The sequence below is a fragment of the Streptomyces sp. TN58 genome (assembly GCF_001941845.1).
Taxonomy (GTDB): domain Bacteria; phylum Actinomycetota; class Actinomycetes; order Streptomycetales; family Streptomycetaceae; genus Streptomyces.
In genome coordinates, this window is the sequence record NZ_CP018870.1 from 3,849,838 (window position 1) to 3,873,110 (window position 23,273).

The window sequence follows — 23,273 nt, forward strand, 5'->3', positions numbered from 1 at the left end:
CGCCACTGAACGACGCCACTGAACAGCACCGCGAGGGGTCCCGTTGACCGTCCATCCGCATCCCAGCCTTCAGCCCTATGCCGACGCGTGGACGCACTCGATCGAGGCGATATCCGAGCTGGTCCTCCCCCTGGCGGAGGGCGAGTGGAACCGGGCGACGCCGTGCCCCGGCTGGTCGGTACGCGACGTCGTCTCCCACATCATCGGCATCGAGTGCGAGCAGCTGGGGGACCCCCGGCCGATCCACACGGTGGCGCGGGACCTGCGGCACGTGGTGGACGAGTTCAGCCGGTACATGGAGGTACAGGTCGACGTACGGCGCCACCACACCGCGCCGGAGATGACCTCGGAGCTGGAGTACACCGTCATCCGCCGCGCGCGGCAGCTGCGCAACGAGAAGCGGGATCCGGCCACGATGGTGCGCGGTCCGCTGGGCGACCAGGTGACCCTGGAACACGCGCTGCGGCTGCGGGCGTTCGACGTGTGGATCCACGAGCAGGACCTGCGGTGGGCGCTGGGCGCGCCGGGGAACTGGGACTCGCCGGGTGCGTACGTGGCGCGGGACATCCTGCTGGCCGGGCTGCCGAAGGTGGTGGCGAAGCGGGCGGGCGCCCCGGTGAACTCGGCGGTGGTGATCGACGTGCACGGGCAGCTGGAGTTCATGCGGACGGTACGGGTCGACGCGGACGGCCGGGGCACCGTGGACAAGTCCCCGTCGCTGGGCCCGGCGGTGACGCTGGCCATGGACTGGGAGACGTACGTCCGCCTCGCGGCGGGCCGGGTGCGGGCGCACACGGTCGCCGACCGGGTGAAGGTGGAGGGGGACGCGCAGCTGGCGGAGGCCATCCTGACGCAGTTCGCCGTGACCCCCTGACCCCGCGGCCCGGCGGCCCGGCGGGCGGTGCGGCGGTCCCGCTCAGGCGGTGGAGCGCGGCCGCGGTCCGGCCTCCGGGCGGCCGGGCGCCGGTACGGGTGCCGGTACGGGCGCCTGCGCCGGGATGGTGACGCGGCCGCGGGCCGCCTCACGGGCCAGTGCCCGGCGGCGCAGGCGCAGGATCTGGCTGGTGCCGAGCACCTGGAGCACGAAGACCGTCGAGAAGGCGATGCGGTAGTCGTCGCCGGTGGCGTCGAGGAGGACTCCCACCGTCAGCAGGGTCGTCATCGAGGCGATGAAACCGCCCATGTTGGTGATCCCGGAGGCGGTGCCCTGGCGTTCGGCCGGGTTGGCGGGGCGGGCGAAGTCGAAGCCGATCATCGATGCCGGGCCGCAGCCGCCCAGCACCAGGCACAGAGTGGTCAGCAGCCACATCGGCGCGTGCCCTCCCGGGTGGGCGAGGACCGCGCCCCAGAGCAGGGCCGTCAGGCCGACCGTCCCCAGGGCGAGGGGTATCCGGGTGGACTGGCGGCGGCCGATGATCTGGCCGTAGACCAGCCCGAGCGCCATGTTCGAGGCGACGACGAGGGTGAGCAGTCCGCCCGCGGTGGTCCGCGTCAGCCCCTGCGCCTCGATCAGGAAGGGCATGCCCCACAGCAGCAGGAACACCATCGCGGGGAACTGCGTGGTGAAGTGCACCCACAGGCCGAGCCGGGTGCCGGGCTCGCTCCAGGACTCCCTGATCTGGCGCCGTACGAAGCCCGCCCCGCCCGCCCCGCCGGTCCCGCCGGTCCCGCCGGTCCCGCCCGCCCCTCCCGGCCGCGCCGCCGGCGCCGGCTCGTGGCCCTCCGGATGGTCGCGCAGGAACAGCACCAGCGGGACCAGCACCACCAGCCCGGCCGCCGCGCTCCCGGCGAAGGCCGCGGTCCAGCCGACCCCGTGCAGGACGGGCGCGAGGACGAGGGTGGAGACGAGGTTGCCCGCCATGCCGACCAGCCCGGCCAGCTGCGCCGTCAGCGGCCCGCGCCGGGCGGGGAACCAGCGGGTGCCGAGCCGCAGCACGGAGATGAAGGTCATCGCGTCGCCGCAGCCGAGCAGCGCGCGGGCGGCCAGGGCCACCTCGTAGGAGGGGGAGAGCGCGAAGCCGAGCTGCCCGGCGGTGAAGAGCACCGCGCCGAGCGTCAGCACCTTCTTCGTGCCGAGCCGGTCCACCATCAGGCCGACGGGGACCTGCATGCCCGCGTAGACGAGGAGCTGGAGCAGGGAGAAGGCGGACAGGGCGGAGGCGTTGACACCGAAGCGGTCCGCCGCTTCGAGACCGGCCACGCCCAGGCTGGTACGGAAGATCACCGCGACGAAGTAGACGGCGACGCCGATGCACCAGACGGCGACGGCCTTCCCGCCTCCCGGCGGATCCTGCGCCTGCCCGGCGGCCGCGGGCGCGGCAACCCCTGCCCCGGCGCCCGCAGGCCCGGCGCCCACAGACCCCCCGCCCCCAGGCCCCGCGTCCCCCGCCCCGGTGCTCACAGGCCCGGTCCGCGCACGAGCGACTCGACCCGGCCGATGTGCCCGCGCACCGCTGCGGCGGCCGCCACGGCGTCCCCGGCCCGCAGCGCGGCCAGGATCTCGGCGTGCTCGGCCAGCGTCCGCTCCAGCCGGTCGGGGTGCGCGTGCAGCAGGGCCACGCCCATCCGCAGCTGCCGGTCGCGGAGTTGGTCGTAGAGCCGGCACAGGATCTGGTTGCCCGCGCTGCGCACGATCTCGGCGTGGAAGCCCCGGTCCGCCGCCGTCATCGCGTCGAGGTCCCCCGCCGCGGCGTGCCGGCGCTGTTCGCCGAGCAGCGCTTCGAGCCGGTCCAGCAGTCCGGGCGGGGCAGGCACGGCCCTGCGCACGGTGAACTCCTCGACCAGCAGCCGGGTTTCCAGGACGTCGTTGATCTCCTGGGCCGAGACCGGCAGGACCAGGGCCCCCTTCTTCGGATACAGCTTCAGCAGCCCCTCGGTCTCCAGGCGCAGCAGCGCCTCCCGGACCGGGGTGCGGGACACCCCCACCGCCTCGGCGAGCTCGCCCTCGGTGAGGAGCGTGCCGCCTTCGTAGCGCCGTTCGAGCACAGCGTGCTTGACGTGGCGGTAGACGCGGTCGGCGGCGGTCGCGGTGCTGGTGGCGGCGGGCATGGGCACAGCTTAGATACAACAGGCATGCAAGGCCTGGTCCCGTCCGGAGTGTGGACCGCGGCAGGACATCGGTCCGTGGCAGGGCATCGGCCCCCGGCAGGACATCGGTCCGTGGCAGGAGGCGGAACCGGTCATTCTCCGACCCCGTCCGCCGGCGCCTGCACCGAAGGATGTACCGGGCCTTCGTCCGCCCGCAGGACGTATCCGGCCGCACGCGCCGGGAGCCTGGAGACATGGCCGACACCCTCGCCCCGGTGGCCCGCACGACCACCCGGCTCCCCCTTCTCGACGTCCTGCGCGGCGCCGCGATCCTCGGCACGCTCATGACCAACGTCTGGATCTTCGCCTCCCCCGGCTCGGAGTGGAGCGTGCTCCAGGCGGGGTTGAAGGCGCCCGACGCACTCACCGACCCGTCCGCCGCCAACATCGCCGAAGCCGTCTTCCGCTTCCTCGCGGACGGCAAGTTCCTGGCCCTGCTCACGGTCCTGTTCGGGGTCGGTCTGGCCATCCAGTACGACTCGGCCGCACGGCGCGGCGAGCCGTGGCCCGGCCGCTACCCGAAGCGCGCCGCCTTCCTCTTCGCCGAGGGCACCGTCCACTTCGTCCTCGTCTTCGCCTGGGACGTGCTGATGGGGTACGCCGTGACCGCCCTGCTCGTCGCCTGGCTGCTGGCCCGCTCCGAGAAGGTGCGGCGTGCGGCCATGTGGACGGCCGGCGGGGTGCACCTGGCCCTGATGGGCCTGCTGACCCTCGACGCGGCGGCCCGGCCGGACGGCGCACCGAAGGCCCCGGACCAGGCCGCCGTCGACCTCTACGCCCACGGGAGCTGGCCGGCGCAGGTCGCCTTCCGCCTGGAGCACTTCCTCCCCCTGCGCATCGAGCCCGTCATCTCCTTCGGGCTGCTGGTCTTCCTCTTCCTCCTCGGCGTACGCCTGCACCGGGCCGGCGCCTTCGCCGCCACCGACGGCGGCCGGCGCATCCGGGCCCGGCTGGCCGCCTGGGGCCTGGGCCTCGGATTTCCGCTGAACGCCGCGACCACCCTCGGCGGCGGCGACTTCTACCTCCTCGGCCGCTACGGGGCGGCGCCGCTGCTCGCCCTCGGCTACATCGGCCTGATCGGCGTCGCCCTGGACCGGCTCTGGATCCGCGGACCGGCGACCCGCGCCCTCGGCTCCATCGGCCGCACCGCACTGTCCTGCTACGTCGCCCAGAACCTGCTGTGCATGCTGCTCTGCTACGGCGTCGGGCTGGGCCTGGCCGGCCGGCAGGCCGGCAGCGGCCCCTGGTGGGTGATGGGCCTGTGGGCGGGCGTGAGCCTGACCCTGGCGGCCGGATCGTGGCTGTGGCTGCGCCGCTTCGACCGCGGCCCGCTGGAGGCCCTGCAGCACGCCGTCCTCAGCCCGCGCCGCCGCTCGCCGGCGTGACCCGCACGTCCAGCACGAACTCGTCGTACGGGGCCTCGTCCGGATAGGGCGGCCGGACCTGCGCGAAGCGGATCCTGGCCCGGCCCCCGCCCGGGGGCCGGGCCCGTACGACGTAGCACAGCTCCACCGCCGCCCCGGGCGGGCCGCCGCCCGCCGCCGCGGCCTGGGCCACCGAGACCGCGTCCGGGTCCCCCGTGACCTGCCAGGTCCACACGTAGCCGCGCGCCCCGCGACCGGTGAGCCGCAGCTCGTACGGCTCACCGGGGCTGAGCACGACACTGCGTACCTCCACGCCCGCCCGGTCCTCTCAGACGGGGCCGATCACCGGCCCTTCGTGCCAGCCCGCGCCGTCGCGCCAGTAGTGCTGGAGGCGGCGGTCGGTGCGCAGGACGACGACTTCCAGATTGAACCCGAAGCTGCCCTGGAGCATCCCGGTGACCGAGGCGACGTCGTGGCCGAAGACCGCACCGCGCCGCCACGGCGAGCCGCCCGCGTTGCCGCGCCACCAGTGCTCGACCTGCCCGCCGGCCACGGCCACGCACAGCTCGTAGTTCCCGGCGGTGTCCTCGTCGGCGGCTCCGTACTGGCCCTCGATCAGGCAGGGCGCGGAGGTGGCGGGCGTGCCACTGCCGAAGACCTCCCCGGGGCGCCAGGCGAAGCCGTCGGGGTCGTCGCGCCACCACAGCTGCATGAGGCCGTCGGTGCGGGCGGCGACCAGGTCGAGGTGGCGCGAGCGGGTCTGGACGAGGGCGGGGCCGTAGTGGGCGATGCCGGAGGCGAAGCGGCCCCCGTCGTTCCAGGTCCAGGGGGCGCCGTTGATCCGCCACCAGTGGTTCAGCCGGCCGTCGGCGGTGCGTACGACGACCTCGAAGTTGCCGGGCTTGCCGTAGTCGCTCTGGATGAACGCCGGGGTGGAGCCGACGGCCGCGTCCCCCGGGCCGAAGGCGCCGCCGTCGCGCCACACGCCGGCGGACTGCTCGTAGTACCAGTGGCGCAGCCGGCCACCCGGGGTGACGTGCAGGGACTCCATGTTGCGGTTGTAGGTGGTCCCGGTGAAGGCGGGCTGGCCGGAGGCGTCACCGGCGAAGGTGCCCGCGCGGGCCCATGCGAAGGGCGCGTCGCCCTCGCGCCACCAGTGCTGGAGCCGGCCGCCCCCGGTGGTGGCGAGGAGTTCGAAGTTGCGGTGGGCGCGGCCGTTGCCGCTCTCGTAGACGTTGCCCGTGTGCAGACGGCGCTTGGTCCACGGGTCCGGGTTGGTGCCGCGCAGCCCGCACTTGGCCCAGTGGTCGATGCCGACCTCGCCGTAGGCGATCCGGCCGTAGCCGCCGACGTGGTAGCCCGTGCCCCAGGAGTTCTTGAACAGCCAGCAGCCCGCCGCGTCGTCGTAGCCCACGACCAGCACGCAGTGCCCGCCGGCGAGCCGGTCGCTCGTGCGGTGGTAGACCCCCGAGCCGAGGGCGAAGAAGTCGTCGTAGACGTCGAAGCAGGCGGTCAGCGGGCCGACCGTGTCCAGCCACACCTTCTGCTGCTCGACGTCGCCGAGCCGGACGTAGTCGGTGACCCGCACGGTCCGGCCGGACCGGTCCCAGCTCGGCGTGTACTCGGCGCGCCAGGCGTCGCGGCGGGCGGCCGGCAGCCCGGCGGGCGGGATGCTGTACGGCCAGCAGTCCGGGTCGGCGAGACCGCCGTTCGCCGTGATCCAGTCGAGGGCGGTCTCGGGGTTGCTGCCCTGCCCGCAGCTGAAGCGCAGGCCGTCGTGGACGTCGCCCTCGGAGCGCTCCGCCCACACGTCGTGCTCGATGCGGGCCATGGACTCCACCAGGCCGGCGGCGCCGAACGCCCAGCAGGAACCGCACGGGTTCTGGTCCTTCACCTTGGTGATCCAGGGCCAGCCCCAGCGGTTGCGCCAGTCCACGGCGGCGGGCCGGGCGCCGGGGAGCGGATCCCCCGCCCCGGCGAGCAGCCCGTGGGCGGCGCGTCGGCGGGTCAGGTGCGGATTGCCGCTCGGGTGCCCGACGAGTCCCCGCAGATCGATCGTGCCCGCCTCCGCGGCGGTCGTCAGGTTCGCCCCGGGCTCCAGACCGAGCGAGGGCCGTGGCACCGGCTCGTCGTCGGCCAGGTGCTCCAGGACCGACCACCGCGCCCCCCGCGCGCGCAGCCGCGCGCGCAGCTCCCCCACCGACTGAACAGACTCCTGCGGCATGGCGGCCCCCCAGCTGCAACCGTTCGGATCCGAGATCCGGGGAGCGTCCCCTGCCCGCCGGGGGTCGTCAAGGGGGTCCGCACGGTCGCGCGGTGGCACGCGGGGGGCATGCGCTCCGCCGCTGCCGCCGACGGCTCAGCCGACGGCTCAGCGGGCGGATCAGCGGGCGGATCAGCGGGCGTCGACGGCCCGTCGGATCCGGGCCGGAGAGGACCCGAACCGCCCCATGCCCCAACCTCTTTGGCCTGCGTTCCCGCGTCCCCGCTGCCCTGACGACGGTACCCGCGGCAAGGCGGAACGGGCCGGCCGGCGCCGGTGGAGGTCCGTATAAGGTCCCCGTATGGGCACCTGGATCGCTCCGAGCGTCATCGAGAGAGAGCTGTACGAGGCCAAGACCGCGGGCGACTGGGCCGCCTACTTCGACGTGCTCGCACGCGCCCAGCTCTACCTGGCACAGCCCCGCGTGCAGGCCGACGCGCACCCCGACTCGGTCTTCTTCCACCCCACCCCGGACCGGATGCTCGTCGTCCGCACCGCCGGGATGCTGCCCGCGCCCACTCCCGAGACGGTCTTCGAGTCCCGCAGCCTGGGCTGGTTCTCCAAGGTGTGGGCCGCCGGCGACCCCGCCTTCCTCGCCGTGAACCCGGGCTCACCCGCCGAGGCGTACCTCACCACCACGCCCGCCGACCTGGCCCGTTGGCGGGCGCACGCGGACGCCGCGCCCCACTACGGGCTGCCGGCGGGCAAGGTCCACGCCCTCTTCACCGGCGGACCCCTGCACGGGGACATCGCGCACGGCCTCGCCGTCGGGGCGCATCTCGCCGTCACCAACGGCGAGTTCTGGAACGCCCTCGCCTACCACGGCAGCGGCTACCGGCACGAGCGCCGCCGCGTCGCGAAGAGCTGGGGCATCACCGACCGGGCCGACTGGCTCGCCACCCTCGAAGAACTCCTGAACACCTCGGTGGTCAGCCCGGTCTGGGAGTTCGCGCTGCGCGTGCGCCGCGTCCTCGCCTCCGACTTCGCGGGACCCGTGGACGTCGAGCACTGGCGGCACGCCGCCGAGGCGAGCATGCGCCGCAACGCCGAGCGGGCCGCCGAGCCGCAGCTCACCCCCGACGGGGTCACCGTCGCCCGGCCGCGGCCCACCGCCGAGGTCGAGGGCGAGATAGCGGGCGTCAAGCGCCTCATCGGCCGGATAGCCCGCTACGAACAGCGCTTCCGCGCCGACGGGCTGCTCCCCGAGGACGGCTGGGTCCGCTCCGTCGAGGCCTGGGACCTCGGCCGCGCCTCACAGATGGCCCGCTGGGGCATCGGCTGCCGCTACGGCACCCTCCACGAGGCGGAGAAGGCCGTACTGCGCGCCGGTGAGTCCGCCCGCCAGACGTACCGCTCGTGGGAGGAGTTCTCCGCCGGGTACGTGCTGGGCCGGTGCCTGCACTTCGACGAGGAGGAGTTCGGCACCTGGTACACGGGCGCCCTCGCCGCCCACGTCACGCTGACCACCGACCCCGCCAGCCCGTGGCGCAACATCCCCTGGGCGTGACCGACCTCGGGTAGTCGCCGCCGCGGCCGCCGTCCGGCCGCATCCCGCGGCCCATCGCAACTAGCCTGCCGTCCATGACTGTTGAGTTGAACGAAACCGTGCGCGGGCTGCTCGACGCGCCGCACCCCGCCGTCCTGTCGACCATCAACCCCGACGGGAGCCCGCAGAGTTCCGTGGTCTGGGTGACCCGTGACGGGGACGAGCTGCTGGTCTCCACCGAGCGGGGCCGCCGCAAGGAGCGCAACATCGTGCGCGACGGCCGCGTCGGCCTGACCGTCTTCGACCTGGCCGACCCCTTCCGCTACGCCGAGATCCGCGGCACGGCCACCGTCACCGAGGACGTCGGCCGGGCGGTGGCCGTCCGCATCGCCGAGGAGTACATGGGCCCGGGCGCCGGCAAGGAGTACCAGGACGCCCCGCCGGAGGACGTCCGCGTAATCCTGCGCATCACCCCGGCCAAGGTCCTCGGCAACGCCGCACGCTAGGAGGTCTCGTCAAAGTAGCCCCACCCGGACGGGACTTTGACGACACCCCTGGGCCGCGAAGGTTCAGCGGGCCGGGTCCTCCAGGACGAGGCGGATCTCGCTGACCTCGTAGCCGGCGCGGTCGAAGGCGGCGGCCATCGGCAGGTTCACGGTGTCCGTGGTCGCGGTGATGCGCTCTGCCCCCGCCGCCGCGTGGAAGCGGGTGATCTCGGCGAGGATCTCGTCGATCAGGCCCCGGCCGCGCTGCTCGGGTACGACGCCCAGGTAGCCGACGTTGCGGTGGTACGGGGTGGCGGAGGGCACGGCCAGACCCGCGAGGCGGCCGTCGGGCAGGTGGGCCAGGCGCCACCAGGAGCGCTCGCCGGGGCAGTCGCGGTAGAAGTCGAAGTCCTCGCGGGCCAGCTGCTCGGCGTCCATCAGCTCCAGTTCGTGCCGCGTGGCCAGGTCGAGGCTGCCCTGGGAGAGCCGGACGAAGGCGTCCAGCATCTCCTCGTCGGTGCCCTCACGGAAGACGAGCCGGCCGGTGGGCCGCGCCGTCCCGGCCGCCGGGGTCCACTCGTAGCGCAGGCGCTCGATCTCCCGGGTCAGGCCGGTCCGGTGCGCGGCCTCCCGGTGCCAGGCCACCGCAGCGGCCAGCTCCGGGTCGTCGCGCCAGCCTCGGGGCAGGGAGATGTTGTAGCCGGGCCGCTTGCCGAAGGCGGCGTGCCCGGCGTCCAGCAGCCCGGCGGCGACCGCGGCCGGGTCGGCGACCGACGCACCCACCTGGAGGCAGTCGAGCGCGATCGGCTGCCCGCTGTCGGCCCGGCCCCACCACAGGGCCCGGGCCAGGATCCTGCCGTCCTCGTCCTCGGCGGTCCAGATCCACTCGGGGCGGATCCGGTTCCCGGCGAGTTCCTCGCGGATCTTCTCGGCGGTCAGGGCGGGGACGGGGCCGTCGGCCGGGTGGGCGACGGCTCGGTCCAGGTCTGCGGGGTCTGCGGTGGCAGCGCGGAAGAGCATCCGCAGATGATCACACGCGGCCCGTGGGCCGGCCAGGGGATTTCAGGGGCGCGAGCGGCCGGCGGCCGGCCTCCTCGGGGAGACCGGCCGCCGCCTTCGTGCCCTGGGCCTGGGCCCTGGATCCGCTACGACCAGGTGATCAGCCGGCGCGGGTGTTCCAGGACCGCCGCGATGTCGGCGAGGAACTTCGAGCCGAGCTCGCCGTCGATGAGGCGGTGGTCGAAGGACAGGGCCAGGGTGGTGACCTGGCGCGGCTTGACCTTGCCCTTGTGGACCCACGGCTGGAGCTTGATCGCACCGACCGCGAGGATCGCGGACTCGCCGGGGTTCAGGATGGGCGTACCGGTGTCGACGCCGAAGACGCCGACGTTGGTGATGGTGATCGTGCCGTTCTGCATGTCGGCCGGGGAGGTCTTGCCTTCGCGGGCCGTGGCGACCAGCGAGGACAGCGACTCCGACAGCTCGCCCAGGGTCTTGGCGTGGGCGTCCTTGATGTTCGGGACGATCAGCCCGCGGGGCGTGGCCGCCGCGATGCCCAGGTTGACGTAGTGCTTGAGCACGATCTCCTGGGCCGCCTCGTCCCAGGACGCGTTGACGTCCGGGTTGCGGCGGATGGCCACCAGGACGGCCTTCGCGATCAGGAGCAGCGGGTTGATCCGCAAGCCCGCGAGGTCCGGGTCGTCCTTGAGCTCCTGGACCAGCTTCATCGTGCGGGTCACGTCGAGGGTGACGAACTCGGTGACGTGCGGCGCGGTGAAGGCGGAGCCGACCATGGCCTGGGCGGTGACCTTGCGGACGCCCTTGACCGGGATACGGGTCTCCCGCGCCGACGGCTCGGCCACCGGAGCGGCCACGGCCGCCTCGGCCGCCGGAGCCTGGGCCTGCGCCGCGACGGGGGCCGCCGCGGCGGGAGCGGCCTGCGGGGCGAGCGCCGCGGCGGCCGCCGCGTGGACGTCCTCACGGGTCACGACGCCGCCGTCACCGGTCGGCACCACCGTGGCCAGGTCGATGCCGAGGTCCTTGGCGAGCTTGCGGACCGGAGGCTTGGCCAGCGGGCGCTCACCGCCGGGCTGCGCCGGGACCGCGGGGAGGACCGGCGCGGCGGCCGGGGCCGCGGGAGCCGCCACCGGGGCGGCCGTGCCGTTCTGCGCGGCCGTGGCCGCCGTCGCCTTGCGCGGGCGGCGCTTGGTGGAGGCGGTGGAGACGCCGTAGCCGACCAGGACGGGCTGGCGGGCCTCGGCGGCGGGCTCCTCGGCGGCCGGAGCCGCCGGGGCGGCCTCGGCGACGGGCGCGGCCTCCGTCTGGACGGGCGCCTCGGCGCCGGCGCCACCGGTCTGCACCGAGATGATCACCTGGCCGACGTCGACCGTGGTGCCCTCCTCGAAGAGGAGCGCGTGCACGGTGCCGTCGAACGGGATCGGCAGCTCGACGGCCGCCTTGGCCGTCTCGACCTCGCAGACGACCTGGCCGTCGGTGACGGTGTCACCGGGCTGGACGTACCACTTGAGGATCTCGGCCTCGGTGAGGCCCTCGCCCACGTCGGGCATCTTGAATTCGCGGATGGTCATGGAACGTGGCTCCTCAGTACGCCAGCGAGCGGTCGACGGCGTCGAGCACCCGGTCCAGGCCCGGCAGGTACTCGTCCTCCAGGCGGGCCGGCGGGTACGGGGCGTGGAAGCCGCCCACGCGCAGCACCGGCGCCTCCAGGTGGTAGAAGCACCGCTCCGTGATGCGGGCGGCGATCTCCGAGCCCACACCGAGGAAGACCGGCGCCTCGTGGACGACCACGAGCCGGCGGGTCCGCTCCACCGACGCCTGGATCCCGTCGAAGTCGACCGGGGACATCGAGCGCAGGTCCAGGACCTCCACCGACTTGCCCTCCTCGGCGGCCGCGGCCGCCGCCTCCAGGCAGACCTTCACCATCGGGCCGTAGGCGGCCAGGGTCAGGTCGGATCCCTCGCGCACCACGCGCGACTTGTGCAGCTCGCCCGGGATGGCCTCGGTGTCGACCTCGCCCTTGTCCCAGTAGCGGCGCTTCGGCTCGAAGAAGATCACCGGGTCGTCGCTGAGGATCGCCTGCTGGAGCATCCAGTAGGCGTCGCTCGCGTTCGACGGGGAGACCACCTTCAGGCCCGCGACGTGCGCGAACAGCGTCTCGGGGGATTCGGAGTGGTGCTCGACCGCGCCGATCGCGCCGCCGTACGGGATGCGCACGACGACCGGCAGCTTGATCTTGCCCAGGGCGCGGGCGTGCATCTTCGCGAGCTGCGTGACGATCTGGTCGTACGCGGGGAAGACGAAACCGTCGAACTGGATCTCCACGACCGGCCGGTAGCCGCGCAGGGCCAGGCCGATGGCGGTGCCGACGATGCCCGACTCTGCGAGCGGGGTGTCGATGACCCGCTCCTCGCCGAAGTCCTTCTGCAGCCCGTCGGTGATCCGGAAGACACCGCCCAGCTTGCCGACGTCCTCACCCATGATCAGGACCTTGGGGTCCTGCTCCAGGGCCTTGCGCAGCGACTCGTTGAGCGCCTTCGCGATCGACATCTTCTCGATGGCCATGGTGGTCACTCCCCACCCTCGAAGGACGCCAGGTAGGCGGCGAACTGGGCGCGCTCCTCGTCGACGAGCGCGTGCCCGTCCGCGTAGACGTTCTCGAAGATCGCCATCGTGTCGGGGTCGGGCATGGCGCGCACGGCCTCGCGCACGCGCTTGCCCATGGCCTCGCTCTCGGCCTCCAGCTCCTCGAAGAACGCCTCGTCGGCGCCGCCGGTGGCGAGCAGGTGGGCCTTCAGGCGCTGGATGGGGTCCTTGGACTCCCAGGCCGCCCGCTCCTCGTCCCGCCGGTACTTCGTCGGGTCGTCGGAGGTGGTGTGCGCGCCCATGCGGTACGTGAACGCCTCGACCAGGGTCGGGCCCTCGCCTCGGCGCGCCCGGTCCAGGGCCCAGCGGGTCACGGCCAGGCAGGCCAGGACGTCGTTGCCGTCGACGCGGACGCCGGGGAAGCCGAAGCCCTGCGCGCGCTGGTACAGCGGCACGCGCATCTGGCGCTCGGTCGGCTCGGAGATCGCCCACTGGTTGTTCTGGCAGAAGAACACCACGGGGGAGTTGTAGACCGCGGAGAAGTTGAAGGCCTCCATGACGTCGCCCTGGCTGGAGGCGCCGTCACCGAAGTAGGCGATAACGGCGGCGTCCGCGCCGTCCTTGGCCACGCCCATCGCGTAACCGGTCGCGTGGAGCGTCTGCGAGCCGATGACGATCGTGTAGAGGTGGAAGTTGTTGAGGTTCGGGTCCCAGCCGCCGTGGTTCACGCCGCGGAACATCCCGAGCAGGTTGGTCGGGTCGACCCCGCGGCACCAGGCCACGCCGTGCTCGCGGTAGGTCGGGAAGACGTAGTCCGCGTCGTTCAGCGCCCGGCCGGAGCCGATCTGCGCGGCCTCCTGGCCGAGGAGCGAGGCCCACAGGCCCAGCTCTCCCTGGCGCTGCAGGGCGGTGGCCTCGCCGTCGAAGCGCCGGGTCATGACCATGTCGCGGTACAGGCCGCGCAGGTCCTCGGTGGTGATGTCTGCGACGAAGGATGCGAACTCCGCGTTCTCCGCGTTGTCGACCCGGTCCCCTTGGGGCGTCAGCAGCTGTACGAGCTGAGGTTCAGCGTCCTGCGTCTGCGCGGTGGCAGCGGCGGGCTTGGCGGCGTTCGCCGCACCTGCCGCCCGCTTGGTGCCGCTGCTGCGTCGCGGCTTGCGCGCGGCAGTGCTCTCCACGGTCACTTGTGCTCCTCCGTCGGTCCGGCACCCGGGTTCTCCGGGGTCCAGTGCGGCTCACCTGCATCCGTAACGAGCGCACGGGGTGGGTGCGCGTCGCGTACGGGATTCAGGCGTGACAGGCGTCCCGGCGAGTGCCCTGCGCAATGCACGTTACCCAGTGCGCCGCATAACTGCGAAACCCCGTTTGACCTGCGTTTTTGCTTGGATTTCCAAGTAAATGCGCAGCGACGGGAACAACCACTGGTCACAGCCTTGCAGGGGCCGGGAACAACGGCACGTTATCCCGGGTAACTCCGGCAGGGAAGGGGTGAGTGTGTGAAACTGACTTCGTGCGCGAAGACGGAAAAATCAAGGTATTCCTCCTGGACGACCACGAAGTGGTCCGTCGGGGCGTCCACGAGCTGCTGTCCGTCGAACAGGACATCGAGATCGTCGGCGAGGCCGGCACCGCCGCCGACGCGCTGGTCCGCATCCCCGCCACCCGTCCCGACGTGGCCGTCCTCGACGTACGGCTGCCGGACGGCAGCGGAGTGGAGGTCTGCCGCGAGGTGCGCTCCCTGGACGAGGACGTCAAGTGCCTGATGCTGACCTCGTTCGCCGACGACGAGGCCCTCTTCGACGCGATCATGGCCGGCGCCTCGGGCTACGTGCTCAAGGCGATCCGCGGGAACGAGCTGCTCACCGCCGTGCGTGACGTCGCCGCCGGGAAGTCCCTGCTGGACCCGGTGGCCACCGCCCGCGTACTGGAGCGGCTGCGCGACGGCAAGGGCGGCAGGGGCGACGACCGGCTCGCCCACCTCACCGAGCAGGAGCGGAAGATCCTCGACCTGATCGGCGAGGGCCTGACCAACCGCGCCATCGGCGAGCGCCTGCACCTGGCCGAGAAGACCATCAAGAACTACGTCTCCAGCCTGCTGTCCAAGCTGGGCATGGAGCGCCGCTCCCAGGCCGCGGCCTATGTGGCCCGGCTCCAGGTGCAGAACCGGTAGCAGCGGAACTCTTTGTTCCGGCTCTGCAATTCGGGCGGCGACGTGTTCGACCCGTCCTCCGAGCGGGTGTTGTAAGCGGACGGGCCCGGCGGAATCAATTCCGCCGGGCCCGTCGCCTTACCCTGCCGTACTCACTCCGCGCTGTCCGGTCCCGGCGGCGGCTGGGACTTGGTGGGGGGCCCGGTCACCGGGGCGCTCTTGGTCGGGCTGGCCGACGACGACGCCGTCGCGGACTTCGTCGCCGACGCGCTCGGCGACTGCGACGCCGACGGCGTGGCCGAGGGGCTCGCGGTCTGCGTCCGGGGCCGGGTGGTCTGCGGCGGGGTGTCGTTGTTCGACGGCGTGTTGTCCGTCGTCTGACGCGACTGCGTGGCGTCGGGCGAGTCGGACGCGCTCGGCTTGGCGCTGGGGGAGGTCTGGCTGGTCCCCGGGTCCTGCTTCTCGCCGCCCTTGCCGCCGCCGCCCACGTTGTTGACGGCGTAGGCCGCGCCGCCCGCGATCGCGACGATCGCCAGCAGCGCGAACAGCCACATCTTCCAGCGGCCGCCGCTGCCGCCCCGGTCGTCGTAGACCTCGTAGCCGCCGCTGTGGCCGCCGTGGCCGCCGCCCGGGCCGCCGGGGAAGGCCGTGCCGTCGTCCGGGTTCAACGGCGGCACCATCGGCTGCTGGAACTGCGAGGTCGAGGCGTGCGAGGCGTACCCGGCTCCCCCGCCCACGGGCATGGCCGTGGTGGGGGCCGCTCCGCCGCGGCCGTGCGGCAGCGCCATGGTGACCGGGCCGGTGTTCCAGGTACCGGTGTTCGGCCCCTGGTCGTGCAGCATCTGGAGCGCGTACTGGACCAGCCCGCGCATCTCCTCGGCGCTCTGGAACCGGTCGTCCGGGTCCTTGGCGAGGGAGCGCATGACGAGGCCGTCGAGCTCCTGCGGGATGTGGTGGCCCTCCGGCAGCTGCGAGGGGGGCACGGGCGCGTCCTGGACGTGCTGGTAGACCACCGACAGCGGGGTCTCGCCGGTGAACGGCGGCCGCAGCGCGAGGAGTTCGTACAGCAGGCAGCCGGTCGCGTACAGGTCGGAGCGGTGGTCCACGGCCTTGCCGAGGGCCTGTTCGGGCGAGAGGTACTGCGGGGTGCCCATGACCATGCCGGTCTGGGTCATCGTCGCCTGCCCGCCGTGCAGGGCGCGGGCGATGCCGAAGTCCATCACCTTGACGGCGCCGGCGTCGGTGATGATGACGTTCGCCGGCTTGATGTCGCGGTGCACGATGCCGTGCTGGTGGGAGTACGCGAGGGCTTCGAGCACGCCGGAGACGATGATGAGCGCCTGCTCGGGGCCCGGAGCCTCGGCGCTGATGAGCAGGTCGCGGATGGTGCGGCCCTCGACCAGCTCCATCACGATGTACGGGACGGTGTTCGGGCCGACCCGGTCCTCGCCCGAGTCGTACACGGCGACGACGGCGTGGTGGTTCAGCCCGGCGACCGACTGTGCCTCGCGGGTGAAGCGGGCCTTGGACACCGGGTCCTCGGCCAGGTCGGCGCGGAGGAGCTTCACGGCGACGGTGCGCCCGAGGCGTACGTCCTCGGCCGCGAACACCTCCGCCATCCCGCCGCGGCCCAGTCGGTGCGTCAGCCGGTAACGGCCGTCGCCCACCAGGCCGCCGTCGCCCCAGTGCTCAGGACCGTCGGTCATCCCGGCGCCGTTTCCCTCGGGTTCGGGTGCCATCAGTCCTCGCCGTCGTATCTCTCGGCCGCCGCTCAGCGGTAGTCCTCTTTATTGGTGCTCCGGTGAACGCTACAGCCTCCGAACCGGTCACCGTTCGGACAAGGCCACCGTGTGCACGTGTGGTCACGGAACGGGCACCTGGCTTGACGTGTGCTTGCCCTGGGGCAGACTGGGCGCCACGTGCGCCACGCCAGGTGCGCGGGGACATACGCCGAGGGGAAGCAACAGTCATGAGCCAGGACGGCACTCAGGGCCAGTACGCGGGCGGCTCTCTGGCCGGTGGCCGTTACCAGCTAAGGGACTTGCTGGGGGCCGGCGGCATGGCCTCCGTGTACCTGGCGTACGACTCGGCGCTCGACCGGCAGGTCGCCATCAAGACGCTGCACAGCGACCTCGGCCGGGAGCAGTCCTTCCGCGAGCGGTTCCGCCGCGAGGCCCAGGCTGTAGCGAAACTGTCGCACACGAACATCGTCTCGGTCTTCGACACCGGTGAGGGCGAAGTGACGTTCGGCGGGGGCCGCTCCGGCGACGGCGCGGTGATGCCGTACATCGTCATGGAGTACGTGGAGGGCAAGCCGCTCGGCTCGGTGCTCGAAGCGGACATCCGGCAGTACGGGGCCATGCCGGCGGACAAGGCGCTGAAGGTGACGGCCGACGTGCTGGCCGCCCTGGAGACCAGCCACGAGATGGGGCTCGTCCACCGCGACATCAAGCCCGGCAACGTGATGGTCAACAAGCGCGGCGTGGTCAAGGTGATGGACTTCGGCATCGCCCGCGCCATGCAGTCGGGCGTCACCTCGATGACGCAGACCGGCATGGTCGTCGGCACCCCGCAGTACCTCTCGCCCGAACAGGCCCTGGGGCGCGGCGTCGACGCCCGCTCCGACCTGTACTCCGTCGGCATCATGCTGTTCCAGCTGCTGACGGGGCGGATCCCCTTCGACGCGGACTCGCCGCTGGCCATCGCCTACGCCCACGTGCAGGAGGAGCCGGTCGCCCCGTCCTCCATCAACCGGTCGGTGACGCCCGCGATGGACGCGCTGGTGGCGCGTGCGCTGAAGAAGAACCCGAACGAGCGTTTCCCGACGGCGGCGGCCATGGGCGACGAGGTCGCCCGGGTGCTGGGCACCGGCCAGACCGGGGCACCGGTCATCGTGCAGGGCCAGGGGCCCCTGAGCAGCGGCGCGGGCGTGTCCTCGGCGGTGTTCCCGCCGGTGGACTCCGGCGTCCAGGCGCCGCCGCAGTCGCTCCAGCAGCCGTACCAGGCGCCGCACAGCCCGACGCCGGCCCCGTACGCGCCGACGCCCGCTCCGCAGCCGCACGCGGCGCAGGGCGGCGGCTACGCCTACCCGCACACGCCCCCGCCGCAGCAGCAGTACGCGCCGCCGACCCCGCCGCCGTACACGATCTCCCCGGCGGGCGGGGCGAGCCCGTCCGGCTCCGGCGGCGGCAAGCGGAACACGCCGGTGGTCGTGGGCGCGGTCGTGGTGGCGCTGCTGGCCGTCGGCGGCCTGATCGCCGCGATCTCGATGAACGGGAACGACAAGGAGGGCGGCACCACGGCCGATCCGGGGGCCTCCACGTCCGCGTCCGCGAAGGCCGGCTTCAAGGGCCCCGACGTCACGCGCACGATCGACCCGAAGAAGTGCTCGGAGCCCACGAAGCACTACAGCGAGGCGGGCAAGTACATCGCGCCGGACCTCAAGTACAAGAACCTGCTGTCGGTGAAGGCCTGCATCCAGGCCTCCGGCGGCAAGTACAACATCGTCGAGAAGGACGAGGCCGTGTACGGCAAGGACACGGTGCTGAGCCAGTCCCCGGCCGCCGGAGACAAGATCAACAAGGAGGGCACGGAGTACACGCTCACCGTGTCCACCGGCAATCCGGAGTAGCCGACCGGCGCGGCCACACGACACACCGGCATCCCGGACCCCCGACAGGGCGTCCGGGATGCCGCTTTTGCCCCACCATGTAAGTCTGAGCGCATCGCTGACTCCAGCGAGCACGCCGGCCGCTCGGGACGGGAGGGGCTCCCCGTGATCCAAGGCTTCCGCCCGTCACACTGGCTGGCCTGCGCGGCGCTGGCCGCCGCCGCCCTGGCGCCCGCGGCCTCCGTGTACGCCGGCCCCCTCGGCCCGGGGGCCGCGCACCGCACCTCCGCCGAGCAGGCGGGCCGGCAAGCCCACGCGGCCCAGGCGGCCCGAATGGCGCAGGCACCCCGGAAGGAGCGCACCGCGGCCTTCGAGAGGGACGAGAGCGACGACGGCGACGCCCGCGAGGAGCTGGCGGGCAGCCCCGCCGGGGTCGGCCGCGAACGGCCCGGGCGACCGGCCGCCGAGCCCGCCAACCCGGAGCTGCTCATCGCCTCCCGGCCGCTGCCGGTGCGCCCGCGCACGGAGCCCGCACCGCCGTCCCCGCCATCCCCGCCGGTCCCGCCGGTTCCGCCGCCCCCTCGGTCCCAGTGGCCGCCTGAGGCGCAGGCGCGGCCCACGGCGGCCGCCCCGACGGTGCGTGACACGGTCACCGCACTCGGCACCGAGCCGAACGACCGCGCGGCGGACCTGGCCGCGCACATACTGCCGCTGGGCACCGGATTCGCCCTGATGGGACTGGGTCTGGGCTATCTGGGCGTACGGCTGCGCCGGGGCGCGTGACACCTGCCCACCCCCTCGCCCCGGCCCGAAGCCCACCCCTGAATGGTTGCCCTGCGTGAACATACTCGGTATACATACCGAGTATGTCGATCCGTCACGGGCTTCTGGCCCTACTGGAACGGGGTCCTCGGTACGGCTCCCAGCTGCGCACCGAGTTCGAATCCCGGACCGGCTCCACCTGGCCGCTCAACGTCGGGCAGGTCTACACGACCCTCGCCCGCCTCGAACGCGACGGCCTCGTCGCACCCGACGGCGAGGACGCCGCGGGCCACACGCTGTACGCCATCACCGACACCGGCCGCACCGAGCTGCACGAGTGGTACGAACGCCCCGTCGACCGGGCCAACCCGCCCCGCGACGAGCTGTCCATCAAGCTCGCCATGGCCGTGGGCGCCCCGGGCGTGGACATCCGCGCCGTCATCCAGTCCCAGCGGCACGCCACGATCCGCGCGATGCAGGACTACACCCGGCTCAAGGCCACCGCCCTCGCGGCTGTCGAGAGCGCGCAGTCCCGCGAACGCGACGACGTCGCCTGGCTGCTCGTCCTGGAGCAGCTGATCTTCCAGACCGAGGCCGAGGCCCGCTGGCTCGACCACTGCGAAGCCCGGCTCGTCCGGCTCTCCCAGACGGCCGACCGGAGAGCCGCCGCACCCCAACCGCCCCAGGCCGCCGCCGAGACCACGGCCCCGACCTCAACCGACCGGCCCCGCACCGCCCGTACGCGGCGCGCCTGAACCACCGTTCCAGGGGGGAACCCTCATGTCCGACCAGCGCCAGTCCCGGCAACCCGTACTGCGGTTGGAGCGGCTCGTCCGCACCCACGGCAGCGGCGCCACCGAAGTGCACGCCCTGCGCGGGATCGACCTCGCCGTCCACCCCGGCGAACTCGTCGCCGTCATGGGCCCTTCGGGCTCCGGCAAGTCCACGCTGCTGACCCTCGCCGGCGGCCTCGACACCCCCAGCAGCGGCCGGGTGCTGGTCGAGGGCACCGACCTCACCACCGCGAGCCGCAAGCAGATGGCCGCACTGCGCCGCCGCAGCATCGGCTACGTCTTCCAGGACTACAACCTCATCCCGGCCCTCACCGCCGCCGAGAACGTGGCCCTCCCGCTCGAACTGGACGGCACCTCGGCCCGCAAGGCCCGCGCCGCCGCCCTCGCGGCGCTGGCCGAGATGAACCTGGGCATCCTCGCCGACCGCTTCCCCGACGAGATGTCCGGCGGGCAGCAGCAGCGCGTGGCCATCGCCCGCGCCCTCGTCGGCGACCGCCGCCTCGTCCTCGCCGACGAGCCCACCGGCGCCCTCGACTCCGAGACCGGCGAGTCCGTCCTGGGCCTGCTGCGCTCCCGCTGCGACGCGGGCGCCGCCGGGGTCCTCGTCACCCACGAGCCTCGCTTCGCCGCGTGGGCCGACCGCGTGGTGTTCCTGCGCGACGGCAGCGTCGTCGACGAGACCCTGCGCAGCCACGCCGACTCCCTCCTCTCGGGGCAGGCGGGCGGCCAGTGAACTCCTCGCTCCGAGGCTGGTACCACTCCTGGGTGGCGGCCCTGCGCATCGCCCGCCGCGACGCCTGGCGCGCCAAGGGCCGCAGCTCCCTGGTCCTCGCCATGATCGCCCTGCCGGTCGTCGGCATGAGCGCCGCCGACCTCACCCTGCGCAGCGCCGAACTCTCCCCCGACCAGTCCGTCAGCCGTGTGGTCGGAGCCTCCGACGCCCGGGTCCGCGTTTCGCTGGCGGGCGGACCCGTCTACCAGGTGCCCGACGGATCGCGCTACGTGCCCGTCGGCGGCTACGACGACGTCTACGTCCCGTCGCAGCCGGAGGAGGTGACCCCGGAGCAGGTGGCCGCCGCGCTCCCGCCCGGCACCCGGCTCCTGAAGGACTCCTCCGGCTACGGCAAGGTCCGCACCAAGCACGGCCTGCTCGACACCGACCTGCGCGAGATCGACCTGCACGACCCGCTGACGCAGGGCCTGGTCACGCTCGACCGCGGCCGACTGCCCGAACGGGCGGGCGAGGTCGTCGCGACCAACGCCTTCCTGGAGAACTCCGGCCTGTTCGTCGGCTCCTCGGTCACCCCGCGCGGCGCCACCTCCGCGTACAAGATCGTCGGCGCGTACGAGCTGCCGAAGGAACTCAAGACGGAGCAGGTCACCGCCCCGCCCGGGAGCCTGATCGCCCCGCTCGACAAGGCGCTCAAGGCCTCCGGAGGCACCGGGCTGAACCCGGACGACTCCTACCTGGTCAAGGTCGGCGGTGACGGTTTCACGTGGAACATGGTCCAGGCGGCCAACGCCAAGTCCCTGCTCGTCATCTCCCGCGCCGTCGCCAACGACCCGCCCGCGGACGCCGACGTCCCCCTCTACCGGCAGGAGCCCAAGGAGCAGTTCCAGCGGGACGCCGGCGGCGCCGCCAAGATGGCCATCGCGGCCACCATCGTGGGCCTCGCCATGCTGGAGATCTGCCTGCTCGCCGGACCGGCCTTCGCGGTCGGCGCCCGCCGCTCGCGCCGCCAGCTCGGCCTGGTCGGCGCCAACGGCGGCAACCGCCGCCACATCCGCTCCATCGTGCTCTCCGGCGGCCTGGTCATCGGAGCCGCGGCCGCCGTCTGCGGCACCGCGATCGGCATCATCCTTACCATCGTGCTCCAGCCGGTCCTTGAGGAGCAGCTCGGCAACCGCTTCGGCGGCCTCGACTTCCGCCCGCTGGAACTGGCCGGCATCGCCGTGCTCGCCGTGGTGACCGGACTGCTGTCCGCGATCGTCCCCGCGGTCACCGCCTCCCGGCAGACGGTGCTGGCCTCGCTCACCGGCCGCCGCGGTGTGCGCCGCTCCAACCGGGTGCTGCCCATCGTCGGCCTGGTCGCCGTCGCCGCCGGCGCCGCCATCGCCCTCTACGGCGGCGCGGCGGACATGGGCACCACCGTCGTGGCGGGCGGCAGCGCCCTCGCCGAACTGGGCGTCGTCGCCCTCACCCCGGCCCTGGTCGGCCTCTTCGGCCGGCTCGGACGCCTGCTGCCGCTCTCCCCGCGGCTCGCGCTGCGCGACGCCGTGCGCAACCGGGGCCGTACGGCGCCCGCCGTGGCCGCGGTGCTGGCCGCCGTCGCCGGCACGGTGGCGGTGGCCACGTACCAGCACAGCAGCGTCATCCAGAGCCGGCACGAGTACGTCGCCGACCTGCCGCACGGCACCGGCCGACTGCTGACCTCCGAGAACAGCGCCTACAAGGAGGTCCCCGCCCTGCGCGAGTCCCTCACCAAACAGCTCCCGGTGGCCCGGCGCGCTGACGTGGAGAGGCTGGTGGTCGGCATGCCGGGCTGCGACACCTACTCCACGGACCCGGCCTGCGGGCGCGCCGAGATCATCACGCCCAAGGACCAGCGGTGCCCGCTCTGGGAAGACCCCGCGGGCCCCGACGCCTTCACCGAACAGGAGGCCCGCCGGCTGCGCCAGGACTGGCGCTGCCAGGAGCCCCGGCGACACGTGCAGCACCCCACGGTCGTCGCCGACGAGAAGCTGCTGGGCGTGCTCGCGATCACCGATCCGGGCACCGTGGCCGCGCTCAAGGAAGGCCGGGCCGTCGCCTTCGACAAGCGCCAGGTCAAGGACGGCAGGATCACTCTGCGGATCATCTCCGGACCGGACTCCGAGGGCCCCTTCACCGGCCCGGACAGGGACCCGGTCGGCGTGGACAAGGCCATCCCCGTCCACGTGGCCCCGGAGGGCACCGAGAGCTGGGGCGTCGAACTGGTCCTGCCGCCCGCGGCCGTCCAGGCCACGGGGTTGGCCACGGCCCCGATCGGCTCGTACTTCGCCCTCGACGGCACGGCCTCCTCCGAGCAGCGGCAGAGGATCGCCGGCGACATCGACCGGATGGGCGTGGAGGCCTCCCTGAGCATCGAAGAGGGCTACCAGGGCGACGACAACCTGATCCTGCTCGCCCTGACCGTCTTCGCCGGCCTGATCACCATCGGCGCGGCCGGCATCGCCACCGGCCTCTCCCAGGCCGACGCCGAGGCCGACCTGAAGACCCTGGCCGCGGTGGGCGCCCCGCCGCGGGTGCGGCGGACCCTGAGCGGTTTCCAGTGCGGGGTGGTGGCCCTGATGGGCGTCGTCCTGGGCTCGGCGGCCGGGATCCTGCCCGCGGTCGGCCTGCGCCTGACGCAGCGCAGGGAGCTGGAGGCGCTCGCCCAGCGCGCCGTCGACGAGGGCTACGCCCTGGCCGGCGAGTCCGTGCCGTTCGTTCCGATCGCCGTGCCGTGGGAGACCCTCGCCCAACTGGTCGTCGTGGTCCCGCTGGGCGCGGCCCTCCTCGCGGCGCTGGTCACCCGCTCCAGCGGCGCCCTGGCCCGCCGGGCCGCGGGCTGAGTCCCGTGCCCCCGTACAGGGTGGATCACGCCTGTACGGGGGCACACCGAGTGAGAGCGAAGGTGTGCGAGAGAAT

Annotated in this window: 19 protein-coding genes; 10 read left to right on the forward strand and 9 right to left on the reverse strand. The window is 73.2% G+C overall.

Going from position 1 to position 23,273, the window contains the following annotated elements; all coding sequences use genetic code 11:
- Positions 1 to 43 precede the first annotated feature (43 nt).
- On the forward strand, positions 44 to 874 hold the full coding sequence (locus BSL84_RS17440; protein ID WP_030031736.1) for a maleylpyruvate isomerase family mycothiol-dependent enzyme: 831 nt from the start codon (positions 44 to 46) through the stop codon (positions 872 to 874).
- A 42-nt stretch (positions 875 to 916) separates the two neighbouring features.
- Here BSL84_RS17440 and BSL84_RS17445 read toward each other — a convergent pair whose 3' ends face one another.
- On the reverse strand, positions 917 to 2,356 hold the full coding sequence (locus tag BSL84_RS17445) for an MFS transporter (protein WP_079273226.1): 1,440 nt from the start codon (positions 2,354 to 2,356) through the stop codon (positions 917 to 919).
- A 41-nt stretch (positions 2,357 to 2,397) separates the two neighbouring features.
- On the reverse strand, positions 2,398 to 3,048 hold the full coding sequence (locus BSL84_RS17450; protein WP_075972137.1) for a GntR family transcriptional regulator: 651 nt from the start codon (positions 3,046 to 3,048) through the stop codon (positions 2,398 to 2,400).
- 233 nt (positions 3,049 to 3,281) lie between these two features.
- On the opposite strand from BSL84_RS17450, the gene BSL84_RS17455 reads away from it, so the two are divergent.
- Positions 3,282 to 4,472: a DUF418 domain-containing protein gene (locus BSL84_RS17455; protein WP_107484816.1), complete on the forward strand. Its 1,191-nt coding sequence runs from the start codon at positions 3,282 to 3,284 to the stop codon at positions 4,470 to 4,472.
- On the opposite strand, the gene BSL84_RS17460 is transcribed toward BSL84_RS17455, so the two are convergent.
- Together BSL84_RS17460 and BSL84_RS17465 are read right to left on the reverse strand one after the other, a co-directional pair.
- On the reverse strand, positions 4,444 to 4,764 hold the full coding sequence (locus BSL84_RS17460; protein WP_030029008.1) for a hypothetical protein: 321 nt from the start codon (positions 4,762 to 4,764) through the stop codon (positions 4,444 to 4,446). The genes BSL84_RS17455 and BSL84_RS17460 overlap by 29 nt on opposite strands.
- 15 nt (positions 4,765 to 4,779) lie before the next feature.
- A complete protein-coding gene (locus BSL84_RS17465; protein ID WP_030029007.1) occupies positions 4,780 to 6,675 on the reverse strand; it encodes a C1 family peptidase in 1,896 nt (631 codons plus the stop codon).
- Between the two features lie 340 nt (positions 6,676 to 7,015).
- On the opposite strand from BSL84_RS17465, the gene BSL84_RS17470 reads away from it, so the two are divergent.
- On the forward strand, positions 7,016 to 8,221 hold the full coding sequence (locus BSL84_RS17470) for a DUF1266 domain-containing protein (RefSeq protein WP_075970701.1): 1,206 nt from the start codon (positions 7,016 to 7,018) through the stop codon (positions 8,219 to 8,221).
- A gap of 74 nt (positions 8,222 to 8,295) precedes the next feature.
- Entirely contained in the window at positions 8,296 to 8,706 is a 411-nt protein-coding gene (locus BSL84_RS17475) for a PPOX class F420-dependent oxidoreductase (protein WP_045320593.1), read from the forward strand.
- A 63-nt stretch (positions 8,707 to 8,769) separates the two neighbouring features.
- On the opposite strand, the gene BSL84_RS17480 is transcribed toward BSL84_RS17475, so the two are convergent.
- The 4 genes from BSL84_RS17480 to pdhA form a co-directional block, all read right to left on the reverse strand.
- Entirely contained in the window at positions 8,770 to 9,705 is a 936-nt protein-coding gene (locus tag BSL84_RS17480; protein WP_079273227.1) for a GNAT family N-acetyltransferase, read from the reverse strand.
- Positions 9,706 to 9,830: 125 nt separating this feature from the next.
- Positions 9,831 to 11,273 (reverse strand): dihydrolipoamide acetyltransferase family protein, encoded by a 1,443-nt coding sequence (locus tag BSL84_RS17485; protein WP_075970702.1) that lies wholly within the window; start codon positions 11,271 to 11,273, stop codon positions 9,831 to 9,833.
- A 13-nt stretch (positions 11,274 to 11,286) separates the two neighbouring features.
- On the reverse strand, positions 11,287 to 12,267 hold the full coding sequence (locus tag BSL84_RS17490; RefSeq protein WP_030029279.1) for an alpha-ketoacid dehydrogenase subunit beta: 981 nt from the start codon (positions 12,265 to 12,267) through the stop codon (positions 11,287 to 11,289).
- 5 nt (positions 12,268 to 12,272) lie between these two features.
- Positions 12,273 to 13,472, reverse strand: coding sequence for a pyruvate dehydrogenase (acetyl-transferring) E1 component subunit alpha (gene pdhA, locus BSL84_RS17495; RefSeq protein WP_030029278.1), 1,200 nt, complete (start codon positions 13,470 to 13,472; stop codon positions 12,273 to 12,275).
- A 326-nt stretch (positions 13,473 to 13,798) separates the two neighbouring features.
- On the opposite strand from pdhA, the gene BSL84_RS17500 reads away from it, so the two are divergent.
- The gene (locus tag BSL84_RS17500; RefSeq protein ID WP_030029277.1) at positions 13,799 to 14,458 is read left to right on the forward strand and encodes a response regulator; all 660 of its coding nucleotides are present in this window, start codon (positions 13,799 to 13,801) and stop codon (positions 14,456 to 14,458) included.
- A gap of 131 nt (positions 14,459 to 14,589) precedes the next feature.
- On the opposite strand, the gene BSL84_RS17505 is transcribed toward BSL84_RS17500, so the two are convergent.
- Complete coding sequence (locus BSL84_RS17505) at positions 14,590 to 16,176, reverse strand: protein kinase domain-containing protein (RefSeq protein WP_075970703.1); 1,587 nt, start codon at positions 16,174 to 16,176, stop codon at positions 14,590 to 14,592.
- A gap of 230 nt (positions 16,177 to 16,406) precedes the next feature.
- Here BSL84_RS17505 and BSL84_RS17510 point away from each other — a divergent pair, with 230 nt between their 5' ends.
- From BSL84_RS17510 to BSL84_RS17530, 5 genes are all read left to right on the forward strand, one after another.
- On the forward strand, positions 16,407 to 18,068 hold the full coding sequence (locus BSL84_RS17510; RefSeq protein WP_075970704.1) for a protein kinase domain-containing protein: 1,662 nt from the start codon (positions 16,407 to 16,409) through the stop codon (positions 18,066 to 18,068).
- Between the two features lie 144 nt (positions 18,069 to 18,212).
- The gene (locus BSL84_RS35515) at positions 18,213 to 18,830 is read left to right on the forward strand and encodes a hypothetical protein (protein ID WP_075970705.1); all 618 of its coding nucleotides are present in this window, start codon (positions 18,213 to 18,215) and stop codon (positions 18,828 to 18,830) included.
- A gap of 83 nt (positions 18,831 to 18,913) precedes the next feature.
- Positions 18,914 to 19,564: a PadR family transcriptional regulator gene (locus tag BSL84_RS17520; protein ID WP_030037457.1), complete on the forward strand. Its 651-nt coding sequence runs from the start codon at positions 18,914 to 18,916 to the stop codon at positions 19,562 to 19,564.
- Between the two features lie 25 nt (positions 19,565 to 19,589).
- Entirely contained in the window at positions 19,590 to 20,336 is a 747-nt protein-coding gene (locus BSL84_RS17525; RefSeq protein ID WP_030037458.1) for an ABC transporter ATP-binding protein, read from the forward strand.
- 101 nt (positions 20,337 to 20,437) lie between these two features.
- A complete protein-coding gene (locus tag BSL84_RS17530; protein ID WP_079273459.1) occupies positions 20,438 to 23,197 on the forward strand; it encodes an ABC transporter permease in 2,760 nt (919 codons plus the stop codon).
- The last annotated feature ends 76 nt before the right edge of the window (positions 23,198 to 23,273 follow it).